Source organism: Paenibacillus sp. J22P277 (assembly GCF_059383675.1).
The window spans coordinates 957,733-975,943 of record NZ_JBXENS010000002.1 but is presented as its reverse complement, the minus strand read 5'-3'; the positions used below and the strand labels follow the sequence as shown (position 1 = coordinate 975,943).

The 18,211-nt window shown below is 56.9% G+C and carries 18 protein-coding genes and 1 tRNA gene; 16 read left to right on the top strand and 3 right to left on the bottom strand.

The window, feature by feature from the left end:
• Nucleotides 1-78 precede the first annotated feature (78 nt).
• From hisD to AC50YL_RS08910, 14 genes are all read left to right on the top strand, one after another.
• Nucleotides 79-1,362, top strand: a complete 1,284-nt coding sequence (gene hisD, locus AC50YL_RS08975) for a histidinol dehydrogenase (protein WP_494831126.1) — start codon at nt 79-81, stop codon at nt 1,360-1,362.
• Between the two features lie 103 nt (nt 1,363-1,465).
• Nucleotides 1,466-2,065, top strand: a complete 600-nt coding sequence (gene hisB / locus AC50YL_RS08970) for an imidazoleglycerol-phosphate dehydratase HisB (protein ID WP_494831124.1) — start codon at nt 1,466-1,468, stop codon at nt 2,063-2,065.
• Between the two features lies 1 nt (nt 2,066).
• On the top strand, nt 2,067-2,687 hold the full coding sequence (gene hisH, locus AC50YL_RS08965; RefSeq protein ID WP_494831122.1) for an imidazole glycerol phosphate synthase subunit HisH: 621 nt from the start codon (nt 2,067-2,069) through the stop codon (nt 2,685-2,687).
• 109 nt (nt 2,688-2,796) lie between these two features.
• On the top strand, nt 2,797-3,555 hold the full coding sequence (gene hisF, locus AC50YL_RS08960; RefSeq protein ID WP_494831120.1) for an imidazole glycerol phosphate synthase subunit HisF: 759 nt from the start codon (nt 2,797-2,799) through the stop codon (nt 3,553-3,555).
• Nucleotides 3,552-4,241 (top strand): bifunctional phosphoribosyl-AMP cyclohydrolase/phosphoribosyl-ATP diphosphatase HisIE, encoded by a 690-nt coding sequence (gene hisIE, locus AC50YL_RS08955; protein ID WP_494831119.1) that lies wholly within the window; start codon nt 3,552-3,554, stop codon nt 4,239-4,241. The genes hisF and hisIE overlap by 4 nt, the downstream gene beginning before the upstream one ends.
• Before the next feature lie 340 nt (nt 4,242-4,581).
• Nucleotides 4,582-5,532, top strand: coding sequence for a ribose-phosphate diphosphokinase (locus AC50YL_RS08950; RefSeq protein WP_161747344.1), 951 nt, complete (start codon nt 4,582-4,584; stop codon nt 5,530-5,532).
• A 227-nt stretch (nt 5,533-5,759) separates the two neighbouring features.
• Entirely contained in the window at nt 5,760-7,502 is a 1,743-nt protein-coding gene (locus AC50YL_RS08945; protein WP_494831117.1) for a tetratricopeptide repeat protein, read from the top strand.
• Between the two features lie 30 nt (nt 7,503-7,532).
• A complete protein-coding gene (gene trxB / locus AC50YL_RS08940; protein ID WP_494831115.1) occupies nt 7,533-8,480 on the top strand; it encodes a thioredoxin-disulfide reductase in 948 nt (315 codons plus the stop codon).
• A 205-nt stretch (nt 8,481-8,685) separates the two neighbouring features.
• The gene (locus AC50YL_RS08935) at nt 8,686-9,636 is read left to right on the top strand and encodes an ROK family glucokinase (protein ID WP_494831113.1); all 951 of its coding nucleotides are present in this window, start codon (nt 8,686-8,688) and stop codon (nt 9,634-9,636) included.
• A gap of 97 nt (nt 9,637-9,733) precedes the next feature.
• Nucleotides 9,734-10,621 carry an RNase adapter RapZ gene (gene rapZ / locus AC50YL_RS08930; RefSeq protein WP_494831111.1) on the top strand — a complete coding sequence of 296 codons (888 nt, stop codon included), beginning with the start codon at nt 9,734-9,736 and terminating at the stop codon, nt 10,619-10,621.
• Nucleotides 10,622-10,629: 8 nt separating this feature from the next.
• Nucleotides 10,630-11,613, top strand: coding sequence for a gluconeogenesis factor YvcK family protein (locus tag AC50YL_RS08925; protein WP_494831109.1), 984 nt, complete (start codon nt 10,630-10,632; stop codon nt 11,611-11,613).
• Between the two features lie 6 nt (nt 11,614-11,619).
• Nucleotides 11,620-12,549: a DNA-binding protein WhiA gene (whiA, locus tag AC50YL_RS08920; protein ID WP_494831107.1), complete on the top strand. Its 930-nt coding sequence runs from the start codon at nt 11,620-11,622 to the stop codon at nt 12,547-12,549.
• Nucleotides 12,550-12,649: 100 nt separating this feature from the next.
• Nucleotides 12,650-12,919: an HPr family phosphocarrier protein gene (locus tag AC50YL_RS08915; RefSeq protein WP_090583454.1), complete on the top strand. Its 270-nt coding sequence runs from the start codon at nt 12,650-12,652 to the stop codon at nt 12,917-12,919.
• 179 nt (nt 12,920-13,098) lie between these two features.
• On the top strand, nt 13,099-13,872 hold the full coding sequence (locus AC50YL_RS08910) for an SIMPL domain-containing protein (protein WP_494831104.1): 774 nt from the start codon (nt 13,099-13,101) through the stop codon (nt 13,870-13,872).
• Nucleotides 13,873-13,933: 61 nt separating this feature from the next.
• Here the strand turns inward: AC50YL_RS08910 and AC50YL_RS08905 are convergent, their stop codons facing one another.
• From AC50YL_RS08905 to AC50YL_RS08895, 3 genes are all read right to left on the bottom strand, one after another.
• A complete protein-coding gene (locus AC50YL_RS08905) occupies nt 13,934-14,248 on the bottom strand; it encodes a sporulation histidine kinase inhibitor Sda (protein WP_494831102.1) in 315 nt (104 codons plus the stop codon).
• 248 nt (nt 14,249-14,496) lie between these two features.
• Nucleotides 14,497-15,078 (bottom strand): ATP-dependent Clp endopeptidase proteolytic subunit ClpP, encoded by a 582-nt coding sequence (gene clpP, locus AC50YL_RS08900; RefSeq protein ID WP_494831219.1) that lies wholly within the window; start codon nt 15,076-15,078, stop codon nt 14,497-14,499.
• A 276-nt stretch (nt 15,079-15,354) separates the two neighbouring features.
• Nucleotides 15,355-15,429, bottom strand: a tRNA-Arg gene (locus AC50YL_RS08895).
• Nucleotides 15,430-15,670: 241 nt separating this feature from the next.
• On the opposite strand from AC50YL_RS08895, the gene AC50YL_RS08890 reads away from it, so the two are divergent.
• Together AC50YL_RS08890 and gap are read left to right on the top strand one after the other, a co-directional pair.
• Entirely contained in the window at nt 15,671-16,708 is a 1,038-nt protein-coding gene (locus tag AC50YL_RS08890; RefSeq protein WP_161747321.1) for a sugar-binding transcriptional regulator, read from the top strand.
• Nucleotides 16,709-16,807: 99 nt separating this feature from the next.
• Nucleotides 16,808-17,812: a type I glyceraldehyde-3-phosphate dehydrogenase gene (gap, locus tag AC50YL_RS08885; RefSeq protein ID WP_494831100.1), complete on the top strand. Its 1,005-nt coding sequence runs from the start codon at nt 16,808-16,810 to the stop codon at nt 17,810-17,812.
• The last annotated feature ends 399 nt before the right edge of the window (nt 17,813-18,211 follow it).

Here is an 18,211-nt window from a genome sequence, read left to right as displayed (position 1 = left end):
AGCATGAAAGGATTCGAGTCCCGATCGGCGGCTCCCGATGGTTGCCATACGAATAAAGCATGGAAGGAGCGAAGCGGCATGCGAAAGCTGCGGGCGGAGCAATTTGGATTAACGCGCAAGGTGGAATACGGTTCGCCTGAACAAAACGAAACGGTCGCGCGCATCGTCGAGGCGGTCCGCACGGAAGGCGACGCGGCGCTGTTGCGCTATACGGAGGAGCTGGACCGCGTCCGGCTGGATACCGGTACGCTGCGCGTCACGAACGACGAGATTCAAGCGGCGTACGATCGCGTCGACGCGGATTTCCTGACGGCGATCCGCCAAGCAGCGTTGAATATCCGGGCATTTCACGAAAAGCAGCTGCGGCAGTCCTGGGTGGACGTGCAGCCGGACGGCACGATGCTGGGCCAGCTCCTGCGTCCGTTAAAACGCGTCGGCGTCTACGTGCCGGGCGGGAAGGCGGCTTACCCGTCTTCCGTATTGATGAACGTCATTCCGGCACAAGTCGCGGGCGTGCCCGAGATCGTGATGGTGACGCCGCCCTCGACCGGAGGCAAGGCGGGCATCGACCCGTATATTCTGGTCGCGGCCGCGGAAGCGGGCGTCAAGGAGATGTACCGGATTGGCGGCGCGCAAGCCGTAGCCGCGCTCGCGTACGGCACGGAAACGATCCCGCCGGTCGATAAAATCTGCGGACCCGGCAACATCTACGTTGCGCTGGCGAAGCGCGCGGTGTTCGGGGTCGTGGCAATCGACAGCATTGCCGGCCCGAGCGAAATCGTCGTGCTGGCGGACGAGACGGCGGATCCCGCCTATGTCGCGGCAGACCTGCTATCGCAGGCGGAGCATGACGAGATGGCCTCTGCCATCCTTGTGACGACCTCGGAGGCGCTGGGCGATGCCGTAGCCGTGGAAATCGAGCAGCAGCTATCGACGCTTCCGCGAGAAGGCACGGCCCGCCAGTCTATCAACGGCTACGGCGCGATCCTGTTGGCGGATTCGATGGCGGAAGCGGTAGCCGCGGTCAACCGCATGGCGCCCGAGCATCTGGAGATCATGACGGCCGACCCGATGACGCTGCTGGGCCGAATCGAGAACGCGGGCGCGATCTTCGTCGGTCCGTACAGTTCGGAACCGGTCGGCGATTATTTCGCCGGTCCGAATCATATCCTGCCGACCAACGGCACTGCGCGTTTCTCTTCGCCGGTGAACGTGGACGATTTCATGAAGAAATCGAGCCTCATCCACTACAGCAAGGAAGCGCTGCTGGCAAACGGCGATCAAATCATCACGCTTGCCCGGCATGAAGGCCTGGAGGCGCATGCGCGCGCCATCGAAATCCGCTTGGAGCGGGAACGGTAGTCCCGGCGATACGTTAACCGGACCGTCGGAGGGAACAGCCTGCACGCTGCGGGCAAGGCGGTTCGTTGCACGAATAGAATGAAGCGAAAGAAGGATGTTTACTATGGCGGATAACGTGATTCGCGCGGCCGACGTGGCGCGCAAAACGAACGAGACGGACATAACGCTCGCTTTTGGCCTCGACGGCACCGGCATTTCCAAGATCGAGACGGACGTGCCGTTCCTGAACCATATGCTCGACCTGTTCACCAAGCACGGTCAATTCGATCTGACGGTCGAAGCGCGCGGCGACGTGGACATCGACGATCATCATACGGTCGAGGACATCGGCATTTGCCTCGGGCAGACGATCCGCGAAGCGCTGGGCGACAAGCGCGGCATCAAGCGTTATGCTTCGGTGTTCGTGCCGATGGACGAGGCGCTGGCACAGGTCGTCATCGACCTCAGCAACCGGCCGCATTTCGAGTATCGGGCGCAGTACCCGTCCCAGCAGGTCGGCAGCTTCTCCACGGAGCTCGTGCATGAATTCCTCTGGAAGCTGGCGCTCGAAGCGCGCATGACGCTGCATGTCATCGTGCATTACGGCCTCAATACGCATCACATGATCGAAGCGGTGTTCAAGGCGCTCGGCCGGGCGCTTGACGAAGCGACCGGCATCGACCCGCGCGTGCTAGGAGTGCCTTCGACGAAGGGAGTGCTGTAGGATGATCGCGATCATCGATTACGGCATGGGCAACCTGCACAGCGTCAGCAAGGCGGTGGAGCGGCTCGGATACGAAGCGGTCGTCACGGCGGAAGCGCAGGAGATCATAGAGGCGGACGGCGCGATTTTGCCGGGCGTCGGGGCATTCGGCGATGCGATGCAGAATCTGCAGGGCACGGGTCTGGACGAAGTGACGCGGCAATATGCGGCGACCGGGAAGCCGCTGCTCGGCATCTGCCTCGGCATGCAGCTGCTGTTCAGCGAAAGCGAGGAGTACGGTCCGCATGAAGGCTTGAATCTGCTGCCGGGGACGGTCATTCGGTTTAAGGGCGATTTCAAAGTGCCGCATATGGGCTGGAACATGTTGGACTTCCGCCAGAAGAATGCGCTTTTCGACGGACTCGAGCCGGGGCATGTGTACTTCGTTCATTCCTTCCACGCGAAGCCGGAGCGGGAAAGCGATCTGCTCGCGACGACGGACTATAACGGTCAGGTCACGGCGATCGTCGGCAGCGGCAACGTATACGGCATGCAGTTCCACCCGGAGAAGAGCAGCGACCTCGGCATGAGCCTGCTCCGCAATTTCCTGGCTCTGACTGGCGTGCGCGAAGCCGTACGATAGCGCCTCGCGGCAACGCGTACATAGTGAGGCCGCGCTAAGAGCTTGCAAGCCAAGGGAAGCATTGCTTCCGAGGCATTATTGATTAATTTTTTAGGAGGGAGCGTCCACAATGTTAGCCAAACGGATTATCCCTTGTCTGGACGTGAAGGACGGACGCGTCGTCAAAGGCGTCAATTTCGTGAACCTGCGCGATGCCGGCGATCCCGTCGAACTTGCGGCGATTTACGATAAGGAAGGCGCGGACGAGCTGATCTTTCTCGACATCTCCGCGTCGGTCGAAGGAAGGGCCACGATGGTGGAGGTCGTCAAACGCACGGCGGGCGAAATCACCATCCCGTTCACGGTCGGCGGCGGCATCTCGCATGTCGACGACATGAAGCGGCTGCTGCGGGCCGGAGCCGACAAGATCGGCATCAATACGGCAGCCGTGAAAAACCCGTCGCTCGTCAGGGACGGGGCGAAGAAATTCGGTTCCCAGTGCATTGTGGTCGCGATCGACGCGAAGTTCAATGCGGCCTGGGGAGAGTGGGAAGTGTACACGCACGGCGGACGCACGGCGACGGGCATCAAGGCGCTGGCCTGGGCGAAGGAAGCGGAACGACTGGGCGCCGGGGAAATTCTGTTGACCAGCATGGATGCGGACGGCACGAAGGACGGCTTCGACTTGAAACTGACGCGCGCGGTGTCCGATTTGCTGGGCATCCCGGTTATCGCTTCCGGCGGCGCGGGCAGAGTGGAGCATTTTCATGACGTATTCCTGCAGGGGCATGCGGACGCTGGCCTAGCGGCGACGATTTTTCACTATAAAGAAATGACGATCCGCGACGTGAAGGACGACTTGCGGCAGAAAGGGGTCGAGGTTCGATGAGCACAGGAAAAACGATTGCGGCGGTTGCCGAGGAGATCAAATGGAACGAGGCGGGGTTGGTCCCGGCCATCGTGCAGGATGCCAAAAGCAAAGAAGTGTTGATGATGGCCTACATGAACCGGGAATCGCTGACGCTGTCCGCGGAAACGGGCGTGACCTGGTTCTGGAGCCGTTCGCGCGGCGAGCTCTGGAACAAAGGCGCGACGAGCGGGCATACGCAGCGCATCGTGGCGATGCAGTATGACTGCGACGGCGATACGCTGCTCGTGCGGGTGGAGCAAACCGGTCCGGCTTGCCACACGGGCACGTACAGCTGCTTCACGGGCGAAGTGCAGGGCATTAAGGGCACGGAATCCGGCGCAAGCTCCTTCCAGCAGTCCAGCGACCGGTTCGCGATGCTGAACCAGCTGGAGGCGACGATCGCGCAGCGTTACGTCGAACGTCCCGAAGGCGCCTACACGACGTATTTATTCGAGAAGGGCGTCGACAAGATTCTGAAGAAAGTCGGCGAAGAGACGGCCGAGGTCATCATCGCGGCCAAGAACAAAGACAACGACGAGCTGCGCTGCGAGACGAGCGATCTGATCTTCCATCTGATGGTGCTGCTGCGCGAGCGCGGCCTGTCGCTGGACGAGGTCATGGCCGAGCTCGGAAACCGCCACAACAAAATAAAGCCGTCCTCCTAGTACATCCGGAGCGACCGCAGCCTTGGACCGAGCCGTCGGAACAGCGCGCTCGGTTCTGCCGCTTTCGGACGCCCCGGCCCGCGGATACGCGCTCAACAACGGGAACAAACCGCGCCAGATGCCGCATAGGGACGGGATCGGCATGTTGAAGGCGGTTAAGGGCAAGTAATCCCACAAGATCGTTTTTTGAATTCTTAATGATTCCATGTATAATGAAAGTTGTCGAAACAATGCGGTGTTTTAAAAAGCCGAAGTCAATCGTGCCGTTGTGCTTCCCTGTCTGCATGAAGGGACGGAAGGTTATTAATTTAGTGGTCTAATCGCTCAGGAGGGTATTATGTTGTTTAGCGACAAGCTGCGTATTTTCTCGGGTTCCTCGAATCCCAAATTGGCTGAACGAATCAGCGAAGAGCTCGGGCTGCCGCTCGGCAGAATCAAGGTTTCCCGGTTTAAGAGCGGCGAAATTTATGTTCACTACGAGGAAACGATCCGTAACTGCGACGTGTTCCTGGTTCAGTCGTTCTCGCATCCCATCAACGATCACTTCGTCGAACTGCTCGTCATGATCGATGCGGCGAAGCGTGCTTCCGCCCGTACCGTAAACATCATCGTGCCTTACTACGGCTATGCGCGCCAAGAGCGCAAAGCGGCTCCGCGTGAACCGATTTCCGCCAAGATGCTTGCTGACGTGCTGACGACCGTCGGGGCGACGCGCGTGATCACGATCGATCTCCATGCGCCGGCGATTCAAGGATTCTTTAATATTCCGGTGGATCACCTGACAGGCCTTGACCTGATCAGCGACTACCTCAAATCGAAGAACATCAAAAACCCGGTCGTCGTCTCCCCGGATGCCGGTCGTGCTTCGACGGCGGAGAAGCTGGCGAACTATCTGGATGCGCCGTTCGCGATCATGATCAAGAAACGCCAAGCCCACAACGAGTCCAACATCACCCACGTTATCGGCGATGTCGAGGGAGGCACGCCGATCATTATCGAGGACATGATCGATACGGGCGGCACGATCGTCAACGTCGTGGAAGGCCTCAAGGAACGCGGCTCCGATGACGTCTACGTGTGCGCAACGCATCCGCTCTTCTCGGGCCCTGCCCTGCAGCGATTGGACCATCCTAATATTAAAGAAGTCATCGTTACCGATACGATCGCGCTTCCGGACAATCGTTCCGATCGGTTCACGGTGCTGTCGGTCGCCCCGATTTTGGCGGAAACGACGCGGATCATTATCGAAGGCGGCTCCATCAGCACGCTCTTCAAAAACGCGGGCATTTAGCATCGGCGATGCCGGTTTTGTTCGTCCCATAGGGCCGCGATTCGCGGCCAACCACCTGAATCGCGGGCGCCTGCCCGCGATTTGCCACATATTCTTGCGTGTAAGGATAGGCCGCGCTATGGTATAATCGTAGAAACTTTGTAAGGGGCTGGTCGTACTAGCGCGCATAATACGTTATGCGCGAATGAGTACTGTCCGCCTCTGCAGCCGAGGAGGTGCCTTGTGTTATGAAAGAAAAGAAAATTGCGCTTGCCGGTCGCAGCACGAAAATCATTCCCATTCAGTGGGACGCAACGTTCTTCTTCGAGCGTGCGGTGCGCTCGATGGATCGATATCATTATGACAAGGCACTGAAATACTTCCGGCGCGCGGCCGAATACGAGCCGGATAATCCCGTCAACCACTGCAATATGGCGGGAATTTTGTCTGAGATGGGGAATTACGAGGAATCCAACCGCATTCTCCAGTCGATCGTCGACGAGCTCGATCCCGAAATGACGGAATGTCATTTTTATATGGCGAACAATTACGCCAATATGGAATTGTACGAAGCGGCCGAGACTTCGCTCGTGCGTTACCTGGAGGAAGACGCCGAAGGCCAATTTCTCGAGGAATCGGAAGAGATGATGGAACTGCTGCACTTCGAACTGGAACGGCCGACGAAGCTCGCGTTCATCAAGGCGCGCGAAGGATTTTTCGAGCATGACCGGGCGAGGTCGATGCTCGAAGAAGGCAAGTTCGTCGAAGCCGTTCGCCTGCTCGAGAGCATCGTCGAGAAGAACGCCGACTTCCTGGCAGCCCGCAACAACCTGGCGCTTGCCTACTACTACATGGGCATTTTCGATAAAGCGATGATCACGATCAAGCAGGTGCTGGAGCTCGAGCCGGGCAATCTGCATGCCTTGTGCAACCTGGCGATTTTCTACCAGCACGGCGAGGATAAAGAAGAATTGGCGCCGCTTGTCGAACTGTTGTGCAAAACCGTGCCGTTCCACCAGGAGCATGTGTTTAAGCTGGCGACGACAATGGGCATTCTAGGAGAGCATGGAGAGGCTTACCGCCATTTCATGCGGCTCCTGAAGGACGGGGCGCTGAAATCGGACCCTTGCCTCTACCATTACGCGGCCGTGGCCGCCTGCAACATGGGGCGCTACGAGGAAGCTCGCCGCTTATGGCAGCAGGTCCGAAAGCTCGATGCCGATTCGCACGTGCCCGGTTATTATTTGGAGCAGCTGGAACGCATGAAGAACGGCCAGCACGCGGCGCCCGCGAGTTATCATTACCATCTTCCTTTCGAAGAGCAGTTCAAGCTGTGGGAGAAATCGACGGAGTCGCTGCCGGATCATATGAAGCGCGATCCGCTCGTCCGCTCGTCCTTCTTCTGGGCGCTGCGCCACGGCGACCGCCATACGAAGCTGCAGGTCATTCAAGCGCTCGGCATGATTGCCGATAATGAAGTGAAGGATGCGCTGCGCGAGTTCATCGTCGAGCCGCAGGAAGACGATTATCTGAAGCGGATCGCCATCTTCGTGCTCCGCTCCATCGGCGTGCATGAATCGCTGAATGCGATTCTCGAAGGCAAGGAAACGGTCATCGAGCACAGCCGGATGCCGTCGCGCCTGCCGATCTGGGAAGACAAATGGCAGTCCGTGCTCGAAGCCGCGCTCGTGCGGATGAATAAGCAGTACGATTTGGTGCAGCAGCATGACCTGCTTACGCTGTGGATTGAATTCCTATCCCGGGTATACCCCGACGTGCCGAAGCTTGGGAAAGTGGAGGGCTGGGCAGCCGCGCTGGAATACTTGACCGCCAAAATGCACCGCCGCGAAATTTCTTACCATGAAGTGTCGCAGCGGTACGGCATCTCGATCGCGACCGTCAGCAAATGCGCCAAGCGCATTGATGAAATATGCGGTATCAAAGAAAAAATGAGAATGACCTTCCCGGCGCTTGCGGACCACCGCGACTAAGGGAGCTTAATCGCAAAGGAGGCACTACTCGTGTACAAAGCAATAATTATCGGAACCGGCCCCGCAGGCCTTACCGCAGCCATTTACCTGGCCCGAGCCAACATGAACCCGCTCGTCATCGAAGGTCCTGAGCCGGGCGGCCAACTGACGACGACGACGGAAGTCGAGAACTTCCCCGGATTCCCGGAAGGTATCATGGGTCCAGATCTGATGGCGAACATGCGCAAGCAGGCGGAGCGCTTCGGCGCCGAATTCCGCACCGGCTGGGTCAATTCCGTCGACACCTCCAAACGACCGTTTACGCTGCAGGTCGAAGGCCAAGGCGAGCTCCAAGCCGAAGCGCTGATCATCTCGACCGGCGCCTCCGCCAAATACCTGGGCATCGCCAACGAGCGCGAGAACGTGGGACGCGGCGTCAGCACGTGCGCAACATGCGACGGCTTCTTTTTCCGCGGCAAGAAAATCATCGTGGTCGGCGGCGGCGATTCCGCCATGGAAGAAGCGAGCTTCCTCACGCGCTTCGCTTCCGAGGTCGTGCTGGTTCACCGCCGTCCGGAAATGCGCGCTTCCAAAATCATGCAGGACCGCGCGCGCGCGAACGGCAAGATCAGCTGGGCGCTCGACCGTACGCCGCTTGAAGTCGTAGCCGGCGATATGGGCGTGACGGGGCTGAAAGTGAAGAACAACGAGACAGGCGAAGAAGAAGTCATCGAGACGAACGGCATTTTCGTCGCGATCGGCCATACACCGAACACGAAGTTCCTGAACGGCCAGTTGGAAACGGACGAGACCGGTTACCTGGTGGTGAATCCGGGTACGTCGGAGACGAAAATCCCGGGCATCTTCGCTTGCGGAGACGTGCAGGATCACAAGTACCGCCAAGCGATCACGGCGGCCGGAAGCGGCTGCATGGCGGCATTGGATTGCGAGAAATTCCTGGAAGGCCACGCGGTGCACGACTGGAGCCAGTCGCTGTAAGCCCGGGTTCGACCGGTTAGCAGGCGAGCAACGGGGACGCTGTCCGGACTACCGGACAGCGTCGCTTCATGTAAGCGATCCTGTTGCGAAAGGCTGTTTCTGGCAGCAATGGCTTATTCTTGACCAGTTGGAAGCGTTCGCTTATAGTTTTAGTTGGAACGGAAATAGCAACAGATCCTTATATTATTATAGAGGTGGCCCATTCATGTCCGAGAAAATTGTCGTTGGTGTAGATATTGGCGGTACGTCCATCAAGGTTGGCATTTGCGATAGCGAAGGCGCGCTGCTGCATACGTACGAAGGTCCGACCGAAGTCGAGAAGGGTTCCGACACGGTTTGCGATAACATCGCGGCATATGCCCGCCTGATCGTGGAACAATCGTCGTACGAGTGGGATCAGGTGGAAGGCGTCGGCATCGGCATTGCCGGCTTCCTGGACATTCCGCGCGGTTTCGTCCACAAATCGGTCAACCTGTTCTTCGAAAACGTGCCGCTTAAAGATATTTTGGAAGCGAAACTGAACAAGAAGGTGCTCGTGAACAACGATGCGAACGTGGCTGCGCTTGGCGAAGCTTGGGCTGGCGCAGGCCGCGGCATCTCGGATTGCGTGTGCTACACCCTTGGAACGGGCGTCGGCGGCGGCGTCATCATCAATGGCAAGATCGTCGAAGGCTACAAAGGCATGGCCGGCGAGCTGGGCCATATGGCGATCGTGCCGGACCTGGAAGCGATCCAATGCGGCTGCGGCAACAAAGGCTGCCTGGAAACCGTCTCTTCGGCGACGGGCATCATCCGGATGGCCAAGGACGCCGTCGAGCGCGGCGACCGGACGTCGCTGTCGTTCGTGGAAAACATCATGGCGAAGGATGTCATCGACGCGGCGAAAGCCGGCGACGAAGTGGCGGGGCGCATCGTGAACCGCGCGGCGTTCTACCTGGGCAAATCGATGGCGACGGTCGCCGTCGTGCTGAATCCGCAGCGTTTCATCATCGGCGGCGGCGTTTCGAAAGCGGGCGAATTCCTCTTCGAGCAAATCCGTGACGTATTCCGCAAGTCAACGCCTAACATGGCGCAGGAAGGCGTGGAGATCGTGCCGGCCATTCTGGGCAACGATGCTGGCGTAGTAGGCGCTGCCGGCCTTATCATTCGCGCATAGGGCGATGGTTGTTGCGAGTATCCTCCGCAAACGTATCACTTACGTTTATCAGGATTCATATGGTTGCAGGTTTTTCGTGGGTTAGGAGGAATTGACGATGGAATCGGCAACAGCGAAGGCGAAACTCGTCATTATCACGGGCATGTCCGGCGCCGGCAAAACCATTGCGGTGCAGAGCTTGGAAGACCTCGGTTTCTTCTGCGTCGATAATTTGCCGCCGGTGCTTATTCCGAAGTTCGCCGAATTGATCGAGCAGTCCAACGGCAAAATCGGCAAGGTGGCGCTGGTGATCGACTTGCGCGGACGCGAGTTTTTTACGGCCTTGTCAGAATCGCTCAGCTACGTGAAGGAGCATTTCACGATCGGCTACGAGATTCTGTTCTTGGATGCGACCGATGGCGTGCTCGTCCAGCGTTACAAGGAAAGCCGCCGGATGCATCCGCTGGCGACCGAAGGGCTCCCGCTTGAGGGGATCAAGCTGGAGCGCCGGATGCTGGAGGATCTGAAGGGCTGGGCGACGCAAATCATCGATACGAGCAACCTGAAGCCGGCTCATTTGAAGGAACGGATCATGTCCCGGTTCACGAACTCGGACATGAGCACGATCTCCGTGAACGTCATTTCCTTCGGTTTCAAATACGGCGTTCCGATCGACGCGGATCTGATCTTCGACGTGCGGTTTCTGCCGAATCCGCATTACGTCACTCACTTGCGTCCCAACACCGGCCAGGATCCCGAGGTCTACGAATACGTGATGAAATGGCCGGAGACGCAGGCGTTTCTTGCGAAGTTGCTGGATATGCTGCAATTTCTCATTCCGCTTTACCGCAAGGAAGGCAAGAGTCAGGTCGTGATCGGAATCGGCTGCACGGGCGGCAAGCACCGTTCGGTCGCGATCGCGGAATATTTGGGACGCATGCTTGGCAGCAGCGATACGGAAATCGTGCGCGTCAGTCATCGAGATGCAGACCGTGATCGGAGCTGAGGCATACCATGGGGGAACGTAGTAAGGCGCAACAGCCCCGGATCGTCGTGATCGGCGGCGGCACGGGACTCTCGGTCATGCTGCGCGGCCTGAAGGAGAAGCCGCTCGACATTACGGCGATCGTCACGGTCGCCGATGACGGCGGAAGCTCCGGCATCCTGCGCAACGAGTTGCAAATGCCACCGCCGGGCGACATCCGCAACGTGCTGATCGCGCTCGCGGATGTCGAGCCGTTGCTGTCCGACGTGCTGAAGTACCGGTTTAATTCCGGTACTGGGCTTGCGGGACACAGCTTAGGCAACCTGATGCTGGCGGCAATGACCGATATCACGGGAGATTTCGTTTCCGGGGTCCGGATGCTGAGCAAGGTCCTGGCCGTTCGGGGACGGGTGCTGCCGGCCGCGGGCGAAGCTATCGTGCTGAAGGGCGAGATGGTGGACGGCACGATCATTACGGGCGAATCCAACATTCCGAAGGCCGGCAAAGCGATCAAGCGGGTGTTTATCGAGCCGCCGGACGTGGAGCCGCTGGAGGAAGCCGTGGAAGCGATTCGGGAAGCGGACGCGATCCTGATCGGGCCGGGCAGTCTGTACACCAGCATCATTCCGAACCTGCTCGTGCCGAAGCTGGCGCAGAGCATCGTGGAATCTTGCGCGGTCAAAATGTTCGTCTGCAACGTCATGACGCAGCCGGGCGAGACGGACAATTATTCGGTGAGCGATCATTTGGCGGCCGTGCATGCGCACGTGGGCCATCATTTGTTCGATTATGTCATCGTGAACAATGGCGAGATTCCGGAGCAGGTGCAGCTCAAGTACGCCGAGATGGGCGCGAAGGCCGTGCTTCTGGATTTGGACGAAGTAAAACGAAGCGGGTACGAGGTCATTGCCGACAAGCTCGTCTTGTTCCGCACGTATTTGCGGCATGACGCGGCAAGGCTCAGTCATCATATTTATCAGCTTGTGGAAAACTGGATGGAACGAAAGAGGTGAGGGTACGTGTCTTTTGCGGGACAAACCAAAAAAGAATTGACGCTCATCGAAGCGGATGCGTGCTGCGAATTGGCAGAGTTGTCTGCGCTGATTCGCATGAACGGTTCGGTCTCGTTGTCCAGCCGGAAAGTCATCCTTGATATTTCGACGGAAAACGCAGCAATCGCAAGACGGATCTATTCCCTCATCAAGAAGCAGTTTGCCGTGCATACGGAATTGCTGGTTCGCAAAAAGATGAGGTTGAAGAAAAACAATGTGTATATCGTGCGTATTCCGACCAAAGTGCAGGAGATCTTGGCCGAGCTCAAAATCGTGTCGGAAGGCTTCGTGTTCAATCAAGGCATCGACAAGGAAATGATTCGCAAATCATGCTGCAAACGAGCCTATCTGCGCGGCGCGTTCCTGGCCGGCGGCTCCGTCAACAATCCGGAGGGCTCCTCGTACCATTTGGAAATCGCCACGATGTACGAAGAACATTGTCAGGCGCTCGTGGAGCTGGCGAACAAGTTCGACTTGAACGCCCGCTGCATCGAACGGAAGAAGGGGTTCATCTTCTACATGAAAGAAGGCGAGAAGATCATCGAGCTTCTCAGCATCATCGGAGCGCATCAAGCGCTGTTCAAATTCGAGGATGTCCGAATCATGCGGGATATGCGCAACTCCGTCAACCGGATCGTGAACTGCGAGACGGCAAATTTGAATAAGACGATCGGAGCGGCTGTCCGCCAGATCGATAATATCAAGCTGCTGGAGCGGGAAGTGGGGCTGGATACGCTCCCCGAGAAGCTCCGCGAGGTAGCGAATATAAGAATGATGCACCCGGATCTGAATTTGACGGAAGTCGGCGAGATGCTCAAAGGGAAAGTGAGCAAGTCGGGCGTGAACCACCGGCTGCGTAAAATCGACGAGCTTGCGGAAAAATTAAGGAACGGATAGGCAAAGGCTAGTGTACAAAGCACAAAAGTGATATAATAGTGAGTAAAATGACGTTTGCACGCTTATAAGGGTTGAATTTCGTATAGGGGGTAAGGTTTCCATGACAAGGCATCCGGTTGTCGTTCGACTGAAGACAGGTCTTCATGCAAGACCGGCCGCACTTTTTGTTCAGGAAGCGAACAAGTTTTCTTCCGAGGTCTTTGTTGAGAAGGACGATAAAAAAGTGAACGCAAAATCGATTATGGGCATTATGAGCCTTGCGATTAGTTCAGGGACTGAAGTCACGATAAGCGCGGAAGGTTCGGATGCCGACCAAGCTGTAACCGCTTTAGTCAACCTGGTCAGCAAGGAAGAGCTCGAGAACCAATAATGGCGAAATTACGGCCCATTCGAGGCTGTAATTTTGATACGAGGAAACTCCCTAACGGGGGTTTTTTCTGTTTGTAGGCGGGGATGCGATAATTCTTCCCGGACAACCGCAACATCGCGGAGGAATGGCGCGTCTTACATAACAAGAACACCTATTTTTGGCAAAAAGGGGCGAAGAAAATGAAGATGAAACCGAAATGGGCGTTGGTGCCGGCATTGGCGCTGGCGGTAGGGGTGGGCGCGATGTTTGGCGGGGCAGGACATGGCAGCAAGCCGGTATACGCGGTCGACAACGGCGCGCTCGTGCAGAAGAGCACGATTACGGTCTCGGGCAGCGGCAAGATCGACGCGGCGCCGGACGTGGCGTACTTGAGCGTGGCGGTGGAAGCGAGAGCGGCATCGGCCAAAGAGGCGCAGTCGAAGAATGCGGCCCAATTCACGGGGCTGACGAAGCTGCTGTACGACACGTACAAGGTCGCGACGAAGGACGTCAAGACGACGGGCTTCACCGTACAGCCGGAATACGAGTACAATAGCAAAGACGGCACCAGCAAGATCAAAGACTACTTGGCGGTGCATAACATCCAGGTGACGACCCGGGACTTGAACGGAATCGGCAAGCTGCTCGACGATTTGTCCGCATCTGGCGCGAACCGCGTGGACGGCGTTCAGTTCGATACGGAGAAGCAGGACCAATACGAGCTGCAGGCGCTCGACAAAGCGATGGCGAACGCCAAAGCAAAAGCCGAGACGCTGGCAAAATCAGCGGGCAAGCAAGTGAAGGGCGTCTTCACCATCACGCAAAATAGCGCCAACAGCGGACCGATCTTCATCGGTAAAGGCGAAATGGCAGCGCCGGCGGCGGATGCGACGGGCAGCGCCCCGAGCACGAGCGTGCAAACCGGCGAAATTACCGTGACCACGGACATCACCGTCGTCTACGAGATGCAATAACAACAAAGAAGGCAGACCAGCCTCCGGCTTCGGAGGAAGGTCTGCCTTTGTGTTTGCAGGATTACGCGAGGGATTTGCGGTCGTCATTGACGTTCAATCCCCGTTGCTCGATCGCATGTTCGATCAAAGAGATAAACTCTTCGGAGAGATGCATGGCTTTCGCTTCGTGGTACACTTCGATCAGATGAGAATCGCTAAGCGGCCGCAGTAAGAGTGACCTGTCCTGCATCGGCAAGAACAGGTTTTGCGTATCGGGTTCTGGGGAAGCATGCTGATATTTAGGTTCGAACGTTGGCGCGTATGGCGTAAATGCATTGCCCGAGTCATGAGGTCGAATGAAATTTCGCACGCTTGCGAACGGTTTCGTAAGTTTCATGCGTGTGCAACTCCGTTTTATAGATTTCAATACGTAGCCTAAGTGAAGGAGGATATGGAATCATTTAGTACATATTAACATGATTTTAAGGCATCGTCCTTAACGGTTCACCTGATTGAATAGTACTTGACAAATTGAGTTGGTTGTGAATCTGAATATAGACGCGCGGATGGAATATACGGCCTACAAAGAAAAAAGAGCGCTAACCCTTAGAGGGTTAACGCTCTTTGCAATGCAAGAGGCGAATCTTACAGCTTCTCGATCACTTTGTCGACGAGACCGTACGCGGCGGCTTCGGCAGCGGACATGAAGTAATCGCGGTCGGTATCGCGCTCGATTTTCTCAAGCGTCTGGCCGGTGCGTTCCACGAGGATGCGATTCAGCGTGTCGCGCGTCTTGAGAATATGCTTCGCGCGGATCTCGATGTCGCTGGCTTGGCCTTGCGCGCCGCCGAGCGGCTGATGGATCATGACTTCGCTGTTCGGCAGGGCGTAACGTTTGCCCTTCGCGCCGGCGGCGAGCAGGAAAGCGCCCATCGAGGCGGCCATGCCGACGCAGATCGTCGAAACTTCCGGTTTAATGAAATTCATGGTATCGAATATGGCAAGACCTGCCGAGACGGAACCGCCAGGACTGTTAATGTAGATCGAGATGTCTTTCTCGGGATCGTCGGCGGCAAGGAACAGCAGCTGCGCGATAATGGAGTTGGCGACCATGTCGTTGACAGGCGTACCGAGGAATACAATCCGATCCTTCAGCAAACGGGAGTAAATGTCGTAAGCGCGTTCTCCGCGGTTGCTCTGCTCAATAACCATAGGCACGAAATTCATCGATTCCATCGTAATTCCCTCCTAATGCAAAATGGGTTGAGATAGTGGCGACTTGTGTAAAAACATCATAACGGATTCGTTCACAAAAGTCAAAGAAGGTCAGAATATATAGTCAGGGAAGGTCAAAAAACCGGCGAATCGCTTGATAACCGGGCAATGCGAGGTTACTTTGCAGCGGATTTGGAGATGCTGTTTGAGGGACATTCGGCTTAAGCAAAAAAGGACCTTCCGTTGTCGGAAGGCCCTTCGTTATATAGTCGAGCTTATTAAAATTAATGGCGCGCCCGCGAGGAATTGAACCTCGATCTCAGGCTCCGGAGGCCTACGTCATATCCATTGGACCACGGGCGCGTTTGTGACAGCAAATATGATTATAGGGGAATCCGAGGAGAAAAGCAAGGCGTCATTGCAAAATAATATTGTGTAAATCGTGACGGTAATCGTTTTCATTCCGGAAATCGACCTTGCCCCCTCCTGTCGAATGGGTTACAATAGTGGTGGGACTTAAAACGATCATATGGGACGTTTTATGTCCACGTTGATTGACCAGGATTGACCCATGCTCTTCTGTAACAGGAGTTGATGTTGAAAGATGCACTCGCTCATCGCCATACAACAGCAGCTTCTGCCGGATTTGCTCGTCGTCATGCGCAAACGATACCTCATCCTCCGTCAAGTGATGCTCTCGGACATGATCGGAAGACGTTCGCTCGCCGCATCGCTGGAAATGACGGAACGCGTGCTCCGCGCCGAGACGGACTTCCTGAAATCGCAGGAGCTGCTGATCATCGATGCCGCCGGCATGCGGATCAGCGAAGCGGGCAAACGCCTGCTGGACGAAATGGAGCCGTTCTACAAAGCGATGTTCGGCTTATCGGAGCTGGAAGAGAAGATCCGCAAGCATTTCGGCTTGAAGCAAGTGGTTATCGTCTCGGGCGATTCGGACGAATCTCCGGCAACGGGCAGAGAGCTTGGAAGAGCAGGCTGCAGCGTGCTAAGGAAAGATATGAAGGCAAATGACGTCATCGCCGTAACGGGCGGATCGACGCTTGCGCAAGTCGCGAACCAGCTGACGTCCCAGACGCCGCTGAGAAGCAATTTGTTCGTGCCGGCGCGCGGGGGGCTCGGGGAAAGCTTGGACTATCAGGCCAACACGATCGCTTCCACGATGGCCAAGCGAACCGGCGCGCAGTACAGGATGCTTCACGTGCCCGACCATTTGGGCGAAGAAGCGTACAACTCCTTGATGCAGGAACCGAACGTCCGGGAGATCGTGGAAGTGATTCGCGAAGCCCGCATCGTCGTTCACGGCATCGGAGACGCTATGGTGATGGCAAGGCGCAGACGCGTCGACGCGGCGGTCGTGGAAGCCATGAAGGCGGAAGGCGCGCTCGCGGAGTCGTTCGGGTATTATTTCGACCGGCACGGCGAAGTCGTCCACAAGATGCTGACCGCGGGTTTGCGGCTCGAGGACATCATGGAGACCGAGGTCGTGATCGCGATCGCTGGCGGACGAAGCAAAGGCGAGGCCATCGCGGCCGTGATGCGTTTCGGCCATGACGACGTGCTCGTGACGGATGAAGCGGCCGCGCTTGAGATCGCGGCGATTATCGAGAAGGAATCGCAGTAATGCAGCAACGTGATCTTGACGAATCGGAGGGCAGCCCCGCCGGCTTCCCTTCGGTCCTCGTCTTGAGATAAATGAAATCATGTCTAGGAGGAAACAAAAATGGTAAAAGTTGGTATTAACGGATTTGGTCGCATCGGTCGTAACGTATTCCGCGCAGCCCTGAACAACCCGGATGTTCAAATCGTCGCAGTCAACGATCTGACGGACACGAACACGCTGGCCCACCTGCTTAAATACGACACGACGCACGGCAAGCTTGACGGCACGGTCGAAGCCAAAGAAGGCGCGCTGGTCGTGAACGGACGCGAAATCAAAGTTTTTGCTGAACGCAACCCTGAGAACCTTCCATGGGCATCCGTAGGCGCGGAAATCGTCGTTGAATCCACGGGTATCTTCACGGCGAAAGAAAAAGCCGAGCTTCACTTGAAAGGCGGCGCGAAGAAAGTCATCATCTCCGCACCAGCTTCCAACGAAGACATCACGATCGTCATGGGCGTTAACGAAGACAAATACGATTCAGCTGCCCACACGATTATCTCCAACGCATCTTGCACGACGAACTGTCTGGCTCCATTCGCAAAAGTGCTTAACGACAAATTCGGTATCGTAAAAGGCATGATGACGACCATTCACTCGTACACGAACGATCAATCCGTACTTGACGTTCCTCATAAAGATCTGCGCCGCGCTCGCGCTGCCGCAGAAAACATCATTCCTTCCTCCACGGGCGCTGCAAAAGCAGTATCCCTTGTACTGCCTGAGCTGAAAGGCAAATTGAACGGCATGGCTATGCGCGTACCTACGCCTAACGTTTCGGTAACCGACCTGGTTGCCGAGCTGAAAGTCAACGTTACGGTCGAAGAAGTGAACGCAGCGCTGAAAGACGCTTCCGAAACTTCCCTTAAAGGCATCTTGAACTACTCCGAAGAGCCGCTTGTATCGAGCGACTACAACCACGACCCTGCTTCCTCCACGATCGATGCACTGTCGACGATGGTCGTTGAAGGCAACATGGTCAAAGTCATCTCCTGGTACGACAACGAGTGGGGCTACTCCAACCGCGTCGTCGACCTGGCTGCATATATCGCATCGAAAGGTCTGTAAGAGGGACCATCCCCCTAAGTCCCCCTTGCAAAGGGGGATTCCAAGGGTTCCCCTCTGGACACCCGATGTTGGCGAAGGAGCTACTGATGTAGCTCCTTCGCGGTGGTTTACGGGGGCCCGCCATACGCCCTTGATGCTTCGCCCTGCGGGGGCGTAAGCTTTCATTTCGGCGCTCCCGTGCGACTGGAAGGTCAAGAGACCGTGAAGGTTGTTCGCGGGGCTGGGATGGCCGCATCGGCGCTTCGCTGATGCTTGGGAAGGGCGTATGGCGGTTCCCTATTGGAACCTGGACGGCCACGATGCGCTGCGGCATCACGGAGCCATTGATAGGATGGTGCCTGCGGCACCGCAATGTAAGAACACGGCGCCTGCGGCGCCTTACACATAGAGAAATAGACC